Genomic DNA, 10,518 nt, shown 5'->3' with positions numbered 1-10,518 from the left:
ATTTAACTGAAAATTAGAAATATAAATGAGGGTGAAAAGCAGTATTATCGTTTGAGTGGTTATAAGTTCGAATAATTTGATAAAAAAGAATTCAAGATGAAAGAAAAAGACGTTCGAAAAATCTCTGATTTAAAATGATGTTTTCATAATTCCTTATAACATCGTTTAAACTAACTAAACAACTAGGTTTCACTCCCCGAAAAACAAAAAAGGCGCACAACTCGTTAATAAGTCAATGCGGCTTTTTGCATTTATACACTCTAATAAACTAAAAGCTCCATGTAGTCATAGGGCTTTTAGTATCATTTTATCAAACCAATTAAAAGAAATGAGCCTGTACAATACAGAACTCATTTCTCACTAGATATTTCACTTCAAATGTTTAATACATTTTGAACTATCTTTCAACTGCTACTTGACACTTATTACCAATCATTTTATCGCATTTTACCTTTGTTTCGTATATTCTACCATCAGACCCTCTTTCTTGTACTAGTACATACTTATCATTTGCCCCATTATTTACAAATATAAAATCTACAGCATCCGGATATAAGTCCTTAACATAAACATACTCAGTCCATGCACTCGCTGATACTGAAGGAATTAGTATAGCTCCTGATAAAGCCAGTGATCCCACCATTTTTGCAATTTTTGATTTAAACATAATAAACTCTCCTTTTACATTTTTTTTCTCTATTAATAAGTTGCATTTAATAGAACAATACAACCATAACAAAATTAAAATGAAAATGCTGTCGATATTTGTATTTATTTTTAAAAAATACAAATATTACCCTTTTTGTCACATTTACTTAGTACCGCCAACCACGATCATCAAGCCATTTCTTAAAATCTTCTAATTTCTGTCCACTAAGTCCACCTTTGGTTAAGTAAGCATTTCCGTCTGTGGCATACTCTGTACGGCGCTCCAATATCTGTGATTCGACATGTACGCGGAAATCTCTGCGATAGCTTCTGGATTATTCATTCTACCAGTGACAATTACTTTCGTTTTACTCCTACCAAAGAAAACAACTCTACGAGCAATATTCACTTTATTAAAAAGCTTTGCTGAAGAACAAACACAGTAACAGAAAGTATCTAATCTATTAAAAAATGGAAAGTCAGGAGTTTGCAGTTCCAGGAAAAGGAGCCAGCGTGCTAATCCAGAATAGCGAAATAAGGAATAAACAATTTAGTCCTTATGAACGGACTGGGATATACGCTCTTGGTCTGATGAACAAATATAATTCAGGTAGCAGGAAATCAAAAAATCGAAGCATGAATTGGAACTTTTTTGTATGATGTTTCTAAGAGAGAAGATTCAAAAATAAAACCCTTTACATTAAAACCTGGTCCAAAAACTATAAAGTAACAAGAATGCTTTGAAGAAAAAGGCGTATACAAAGTTACAGATTAAAATACTCCACTATTTCAGCATACCATCTACATCCACCTCCATATGGTGGATCAAACCAGCTGAATATGGGGGAGAAGAGTCTTGTAACTGATACTATGTTTACGGAGCGCCTTGCTGAAAAAATCTTAGAAGCAATTCGAAAAGAAATAAATATCACTATGTCTATAGGGATAGCTATAGGTGAAGGACCTACTGAAGCACTCTTTAAATTAGCTGATGAACGAATGTACATTTCAAAGAATACTGGGAAAAACAAAATTACAACCCAAAATCCGGTAGAAGCTTCTTAGGATTAATTCGTCACAGTTTTTCCAAATGTATTCCAATTTATTTGTGTTATTATAACTAATAATCGGTACCAAGATTGTATCAAGCAATCGCAACTTACATAAAGTCGTTAATCGTCTTATTTCTATATAAGGTGGTTAAAGTGGAATTTATAGTAATAAATTAACCTTTTATTGTAAATCTTAAATGACACCGCTATCACTTTTATTTCCCATTTGATTCAATGTAAAAATTTGACAATTTATTTCGTTCGTCATATACTATTCCCATGCTTTGCGATATATAAATATAAAACCTTGTCTAGGTAATAAAATGTGAGATGGGAAAAGCTTATATTCGAGCTTGGCTCAGGTTTAGTTGACACTTGTGTGGTTGCTATCGGCGATAAAGAGGATGCTTACGGTTATTCATTAACATCACAAGTACAATCTGAAATAGATAAAACTACGCTGTACCCGCTATAAACAGCGAACTACGGGTTTATGTAGTAACGGAACAGAAATGGCAATAGGGCTCTAAACATCAAATATTTTATTTCTATTCCATTTTTAGTAACGGACGTAAAGATCCATTTTCAACTTCCTCTGGTGAGTGAAACGAATATCTTCCCTTTATATCTATATGTGCATGTCCTACTGAAGAGAGTCTTTGTTTGATTACTTGAATAATTATAAAAGGGGCCATGCCACGACCAACCTCAAAATACTTTCGAGTTAGTCCTGAGTGTACCACTTAGTCATTGTAACAAACCGAAGACTACCCGCTGAAGCTGTTTTCTCCATCCTCTCTTCTCACATTCAAGCGTTTCTAGACACGTTTATATAAGCAAAACTATACATTTTAAACAAACACCTACATGTATTATGCATTTTATTGGTAATATTTTTCGTTAATTAGGAGGGACAGTATGAACCGATTTGTTAAAGTAGAAAATGCCCAGGTGATAACCGGAGCTCAATACGATGTAACAGAAAATCAGAAAGTATTATGGTTTGCACGTCAAATGGACATAGAAGCCGGCATTTATAATGAACCCGTTTCTATACAAATAAAAGGGGACTTAGATCATAAAAGACTACAAAAGGCATTACAATATATTGTAGCGAAACACGTAGCGTTACAAATGAATATTGTATCTATGATTGACGGTCTGAAACAAATAAGGAAAGAACAATTTCATGTAGACATGGATTTTTATGATTGGTCTTCTTATCCTGGTGCCAAAAGAGATCAGATGTTGGACGAATCTTTGAAATCAAATCTTTACACAAGATTTGATTTAACCTCAGATGCCTTGTTTCGATTTCAATTGTATCAGTTGGAACCAAATGAATATCTCCTTCACATGATGTTCCATCATATTATTTTTGATGGATGGAGTTTAGGATTATTCCTGCAAGATTTAGAACAAGCTTATTCATTAGACCAAACTTTTGAAACAGAAAAAAACATTCATAGAATACAGATGTATGAAAAACTTTTACATAAACATCAAAATTATATTGGAACAGAGGATTATGTTACTTCTGAAAAATATTGGCGTGCAAAATTAGAAGGTACCTTACCGTGGAGTGAATTTCCAACAGGTTGTGCAAGGTCACTTGTACCAACATATCAAGGAGGTGCTTTACAATATGCAATAAAGCCTACTTTATCTAACCTTATAAAACAATTTTCCAAGGAAAATCAAGTTAGCTCATACCGTGTTTGGTTAAGCATCTATATTGTTTTATTAAATCAAATGACAAATCAGACAGACTTGGTAGTTGGCATGCCAATTAACACCAGAAGCCGTGACGAAGAAGCGCGAGAGGTATTTGGCTACTTTGTGAATACAGTTCCACTACGTATAGCATTTTCACCTACCGAAACATTTACAGAGTTAGTTCAAAAAGTGAATGACTCTGTAAAAGAAGCGATCGCACATAGAGATTATCCTTTGGACCATTTGATTCAGCAAATTAAGAATCGAGAAGGAAATAACCCATCTTTATATTCAACAGTATTCAACATGGTGAAACTTCCGAATTTCAGAATGGAAGACTTAGAAACGAAAGTCATCACACATCAAAATCGAGTAAGTGTGTTTGATATGGTATGGCGATTAGTTCAAAACCAAAGTGATGCTTTAAATATTGAAATTGATTATAACTCTGGTATATATGATGAAAACGACATACAGAACTTTATAGATAGATTTCAACATTTACTACAGATATTGTTAGAAAACAGTGACATAGCTATATGCAATCTAGAATTGCTTTTACCACAGGATTATGATGTTTATCAAAACACATTGGCTGTGAAAAATGTGATGCCTATGACATTAGACCAACTCATCGATGAACAGGCGGATATACATCCAGATCGTATTGCTATAACGGTGGGTCAGCAAAATATCACTTATCAAGAGTTGCGGGTCTTGTCGAACCAAATGGCGCAAACTTTATTGCACCAAGGGTTTCAAAGACAAAATCGTGTAAGTATCATTATGAATCGTAGTATAGAAGCCGTTGTTTCCATGATTGGAGTATTAAAGGCAGGGGGTATCTATGTACCTGTGGAGCCGGATTTTCCTGTAGACCGGGTTCGTTTTATATTACAGGATAGTGAGTCAACTCATATTATTACAAGTCATAAGATTAGTTTACGACATATTCAACTAGAGCAACAAGTTATTTTATATGAAGATATGCCTAAACAATTCATTACTGAACAAGCGAAACGTACACATACAATGGAAGATGCAGCCTATGTCATTTATACATCTGGTTCTACTGGAAATCCTAAAGGTGTATTAATTCCTCATAAGGGAGTAATTCACTTTATACAATCCTTAAAAGATACGTATCATTTTCAGAAAAATCATGTACATCTACAATTTGCATCACTTATCTTTGATGCATCTGTCTGGGAAATCTATAGTAGCTTGTTAACTGGTGGAAGGCTTTATATTTTATCGGAGATAGAAAGAAAATCTTTCAATCACTTTATCGAGGCAATTCACAAACAGCAAGTAAATTTTTGTCTTTTACCTACTGTATTTTTCCATACTTTAACGCAAGCGTCTCTTCATGACTTAGAAAAATTGCAATCACTAAACTATATATTTGTTGGTGGAGAGACATTGCTACCGGAAACAGTACGAAAATGGCAAGAAAAAGTAGATTTGAAAATTCCAATTGTAAATGCATATGGTCCAACAGAATCGACAGTTTGTGTCGCCACATATCCGATTATCAACAAGGTAGATGAAACACAAGCAAATATACCAATTGGGAAACAGTTATCTCATACAGAAATCTATATTTTGAACGAACAGCATCAAATTTGTCCGCCGTACGTACCTGGAGAGATTTATATTGGTGGGAGTAGCCTTGCACAGCAATATGTCAATCAACCTGATAAAACCAAAGAAGCATTTGTAACTGTAAATTTACCAACTTCGTCTAAGGCGAGACTATATAAAAGCGGTGATCAAGGTCGTATCACACAAGATGGACAAGTTGAATTTTTAGGACGTATAGATAACCAGGTGAAGATTCGTGGATATCGTATCGAATTAGAAGAAATAGAAGAGCAAATGCTCCAACACCCATCTATTCAACATGCATCTGTGATAGTTTATCGGAATAAAAATGGCAATCAGCAATTGATTGCTTTCTACGTATTGCAAAAAGAGTCTATTGTGACTGCTGAAGATATCCAAGCATATCTTTCGGGAAAATTACCTTATTTTATGCTACCGAATTACATGCAAGATGTCGAGAAGTTTCCTTTAACACCGAGTGGCAAGATAGATTATAACTCATTACAAAAGCAAGCAGAGTCCTTATTAGAAAACCGTACCCATAGATATATCCCACCCAATACAGATACTGAAATACACTTACAGAATATCTGGGCAGAAGTTTTACAGATGAATTCTGAACAGATAAGTATCGAAGATGATTTTTTCAAAATTGGTGGACATTCTTTACTCACAGTCCAAGTCATTAATCGTATTCATGCCAGATTCCATGTACAGATCAGTTTAAAAGACTTATATATATATCGAACGATTCATACATGTGCTGATTATATAGACCAATTAAATCCTTTAGATAAAGAAGTTGTAATACCGCAAATTCCTGAACAAACGTATTACCCGTTATCACATGCACAAAAAAGACTTTGGTTTTTATACAAAAGGTATCCAGAAGATAGAACGTATGACATCCCTGTCCTGGTAGAAATACAGCCCGGTATACAAATCAATATGTTGAACAAAGCTTTATATGAAGTTATACAACGACATGAAATTTTTCGAACGGTTTTCATGGAAAAGCAAGGGGAGCCTGTGCAACACATACGAGAAGAAATATCTACGATAGCTAAACACGTGGATATTACCAGTATTAAAAAGAGTAAACAAGCAGCATATAGGATGAAGTGTATACAGGAGTTTGATTCTAAAGAGTTTGATTTAGAACAGGGTCCGTTATTCCGAACGATACTATTCACAGCGAGTGAAGATTGCTCTTGGTTATATTTGAATTTCCATCATATTATTATGGATGAATGGAGTTTACAACGCTTTCTAAAAGAGCTATTGGAGGTATATGAAGAATTATTACTAAATAAAAGCGTGCATGCTACCAAACCTACTGTTAGATATGTAGATTATGTAGCATGGCAATATGAACACCTTTCGTTAGGGACATGGGAATTAGAAAAACAATATTGGAAACAAGAGTTTCAAAACGTTCTACCTCAATTATCACTACCATATGATCGGATGCGTCCTAGTACTCCTTCGAACCATGGTGCGGTGCTTTCTAAGAAAATAGATCAGGTACATTTGGCAGGATTAAGAAAAATTGCACAACAAGAGGAAGTTTCACTATTCATATTGCTATTTACTGCTTATACACAATTTTTACAGCAGATATGTGGGCAGAACGACCTTATTGTAGGAACACCTGTGACAGGGAGACAACATACGGCATTTGAAGATGTACAAGGCTTTTTTGTCAACACAGTTGCAATTCGAGTAAATACAACCGATGCTTCCACAATGAAAGAATTGTGTGAAGTCGTAAAAGAAAAATGTCTTTTGGCATTCCAGCATCAAAACTATCCATTTGATAAGGTGATTGAAGTAGTAAACCCTGAACGAACAGCACATGATAATCCAATTTTCCAAACTATGTTTAGTTATCAACAGAACACAGCTCAACAACATAATTTGCATCGATTGGATATACAACCCGTGGAGCAAGCAATTAGTAAATTTGACTTAGCCCTTACATTCTTAGAGTCAGAAGATGGCCTAGTTATGGATTTAGAATATAATACTGATTTGTTTGAAAGAACAACAATTTCACGTTTTGCAGAACAACTTTTGCAAACATTACAGATGATACAAACTGATTTTACTACATCCCTTTGTCAATTAAATATGTTGTGTAATACAGATAAAACTGTGTATCAAAAATTGAACGATACGTATATGGCGATGCCATCACATTCATCTATACAAGAACGTTTTTATCAGCAAGTATATAAAAGACCCGATTCGATCGCAATTTCTACAGAGGATAGTTCATATACCTATGAAGAGGTGAATCATTATTCTAATCAAATTGCCCATTATTTGATTGAAAAAGGAATGCAACTCAATGATGTAGCTGCCATTTTCTTAGAACGAAGTTTTGAAAGTATTGTATGTATGTTAGGGGTTCTCAAAGCTGGCGGTACCTATGTGCCAATTGATATTAAATATCCGCCAGAACGTGTATCGTATATTGTAAACGACAGTAAGGCAAAGCTGATTCTAACGAAAAATTCTCTAAAAAAAGAATCACTATCCCATTATGAGCAAGTAGCAGTAATAGAAGATATGTTAGCATCGTCTGCAATTCAAGACATCTTAAACAAAAACACAGCGGAAGACACAGCCTATATGATCTACACATCTGGATCGACGGGAAATCCGAAAGGTACATTACTTCGACATGCTGGCGTACTTAATTTAGTGGAATGGCGTTCACAAACATTCCATATAACAGAGCAAGATGTGTTATCTCAGTTTTACTCTCACAGTTTTGATTCGTCTGTTTCGGAAATTTTTTCGGCTTTATTAACTGGAGCAAGACTTCATCTATTAAATGAGGAACAACGTTTCTCCTCACAGGCATATTTCGATGCTGTTTCTACTTATAACATTACGATTTCAGATGTGGCGACAGCCTTTTTTAAACAATTAGCAAATGGAGTATCTTCAAAACAGCACATTCCATTAAAAAGTTTACGTGTGCTAATTATGGGAGGTGAAGCTGCGTCGGCAGAAGCTATTCGAAAATGGCAATCTGAAATGAGTGATACTGTACAGATTGTCAATGAATATGGACCTACAGAAACAACGGTTAGTTCGTTGTATTACTCTGTTTCTACAAAAGTGGATAGTACTGTTACCCAGATTCCTATTGGGAAGCCCATTGCAAATACAAAAGTCTATATCTTAAATGAAAACATGCAACTGTGTCCAATAGGTGTAATAGGAGAACTGTACATTGAAAGTGTTGGAACAGCAATCGGGTATGTAAATCAGCCAGATAGAACCAAACAATCATTTTTGTCTAACCCGTTTTCTACTGAAAATCATTCTATTTTATATCGGACAGGAGATCTAGTAAGACTAGCATTAAATGGAAGTGTAGAATATATGGGTAGACGTGATAGACAAGTGAAAATAAGAGGATATCGTATTGAACTAGGAGAAATTGAAGATGTACTGGTGCAAGAGCCTCGCATTCAACAAGCGGTGGTTTTACCTGATGCAGAAGGAAACGAATTACACGCATATTTCACTGTTTATAACCAATCAAAAATAAGTATTGAAGAAGCCTATAAGCATGTTTCCACTACTTTACCGGAATATATGGTGCCAAAAGGATATGTTTGTGTTTCAGAGATTCCTGTCACACAAAATGGCAAAATAGATGTTCAAAAACTACTAGGGCAGTATCAGATACAGTACCGGAAAAATAAAAATCATCAACCACCTGTTACAGAAACACAAAAGGTACTAGCTAACGTTTGGGCAGAAGTATTAAACATAAAAGACTTAAACATAAAAGATGATTTTTTTGCTCTAGGGGGGCACTCATTAAAAATTATGCCTACTTTGGTGAAACTAAAACCATACTTCCCTCACTTGCGCATACAGGATTTCTTTCACTATCGTACAATAGAAAAACTGGCTCGAAAAATAGATTCAGAAGCGCTTCAGCAAGAAAACAGTATAGCAGCAACTGTGGGTGAGCATAAAAAAGAAAATAATATTTATATAGATAAGCAAGAAAACAGTAAGAAATGGGATACATTAATACAAGTTTCACAACAGAAACCTCGTAGTATATTATTAACAGGCGGAACAGGTTTTCTTGGTTCCCATATTTTAGAGCAGTTATTATTACTACCTGATACAGTGATTTATTGCCTAGTTCGGAATCAAAAACAAACTTCAATGGAAAATAAAGTACGAGAAAAAATGGAGTTTTACTTTGGAGAGGCTATTTTAGAAAAAATGAAACATCGCGTTCATATCATTGAAGGAGATTTGAGCAAAGAACATCTGGGTATTACACCAAATGTAAAAAAACAATTGATTCAAGAAATAGATACAATCATACACTGTGGAGGAGATGTGCGTCATTATGGAGATAGAGAACATTTTATCCAAGTTAATGTGGAATCTACTAAATACTTATTAGAACTGAGTAAAGACGCACGGGCACGTTTTCATTATATTTCAACAATTAGCATTTCTGGACATGCTCCTCATGATGCTAAAGAATTTTTGTTCTCTGAACGAGACTTTGACAGAGGGCAGCAGTTAGATAATGTGTATATAGAAAGTAAATTTTTGGCAGAAAAATTAGTCAGAGAAGCAATAAAAGAAGGCGTGCCAGCAACGGTGTATCGTGTGGGAAACCTCGTAGGGCATACACTTGACGGAAGGTTTCAAGAGAATATAGAAGGTAATGCTTTTTATCGTGTGATAAAAGCTATCTTGTTACTACAAGTTGCACCGGACATTCATACGTATATTGATCTAGTACCAATCGATTTTGGTAGTAAAGCTATTGTACAATTGGCATGTACAAAGGAAACTGAAGGGGAAACTTTCCACATTTGTAATCCTGTTCAAATTGAATGGAAACCGTTTGTTGAATATCTGAAACAGAGCGGTCATCCTATTAAAATTGTCGATACTGAACAATTTATGAATTTATTTAAAGACTATACATTGTCTGATAAACAAAAATATGCTTTGGAATTGATGGTGCCTTTACTAGAAGAAACAGCTGAAAATTCTTTATCAATCCCAACGTGTCAAGATACGCAACGTTTTTTACAAGAAGTTGGTGTGGTATGCGAATTACCTGATGCAAAGTTTGTATCTAATTTGATAGATTACGGATCCAGTATAGGGTTTTTCCCCTCTAGCAGAGAACATACTACGGTTTAAATGACGATTAAAATGAGGTATGCACATGATAAATTGAATGATTATTCGGCATGGTAAAAGGTGCGCCTTAATCTGAAGAAAGCATTTTCTATTGGATTAAAACAATTATGTCTGAAAGAGGCTGGGACAAAACAACTTACCTCAAAAATGAAAAGCCTCGAAAATTTTACGATTAGTAAAATCTTCGAGGCTTTGTTTTTTTAGTCTACTTCGTAGTCATTTTTCTCCGCTACGGCGGACGCTTTCTGCGGGCACGGCTCCAGCCTTCTCCAGCCTTCTCCAGCCTTCTCCT

4 protein-coding genes are annotated in these 10,518 nt (G+C 34.9%); 3 read left to right on the top strand and 1 reads right to left on the bottom strand.

Going from position 1 to position 10,518, the window contains the following annotated elements; translation table 11 throughout:
• Nucleotides 1-397: 397 nt before the first annotated feature.
• Nucleotides 398-667 (bottom strand): hypothetical protein, encoded by a 270-nt coding sequence (locus ACOMCU_RS25960; RefSeq protein ID WP_421051960.1) that lies wholly within the window; start codon nucleotides 665-667, stop codon nucleotides 398-400.
• 821 nt (nucleotides 668-1,488) lie between these two features.
• On the opposite strand from ACOMCU_RS25960, the gene ACOMCU_RS25955 reads away from it, so the two are divergent.
• The 3 genes from ACOMCU_RS25955 (at nucleotide 1,489) to ACOMCU_RS25945 (ending at nucleotide 10,226) form a co-directional block, all read left to right on the top strand.
• Nucleotides 1,489-1,713 carry a hypothetical protein gene (locus ACOMCU_RS25955; RefSeq protein WP_421051959.1) on the top strand — a complete coding sequence of 75 codons (225 nt, stop codon included), beginning with the start codon at nucleotides 1,489-1,491 and terminating at the stop codon, nucleotides 1,711-1,713.
• A 312-nt stretch (nucleotides 1,714-2,025) separates the two neighbouring features.
• Nucleotides 2,026-2,175, top strand: coding sequence for a hypothetical protein (locus tag ACOMCU_RS25950; RefSeq protein WP_010859059.1), 150 nt, complete (start codon nucleotides 2,026-2,028; stop codon nucleotides 2,173-2,175).
• A gap of 443 nt (nucleotides 2,176-2,618) precedes the next feature.
• On the top strand, nucleotides 2,619-10,226 hold the full coding sequence (locus tag ACOMCU_RS25945; protein WP_421051958.1) for an amino acid adenylation domain-containing protein: 7,608 nt from the start codon (nucleotides 2,619-2,621) through the stop codon (nucleotides 10,224-10,226).
• Nucleotides 10,227-10,518 lie beyond the last annotated feature (292 nt).

The sequence above is a fragment of the Lysinibacillus sp. UGB7 genome (assembly GCF_049058285.1).
Lineage (GTDB): Bacteria > Bacillota > Bacilli > Bacillales_A > Planococcaceae > Lysinibacillus > Lysinibacillus sphaericus_B.
This window is presented reverse-complemented; position numbering and strand designations above follow the sequence as displayed.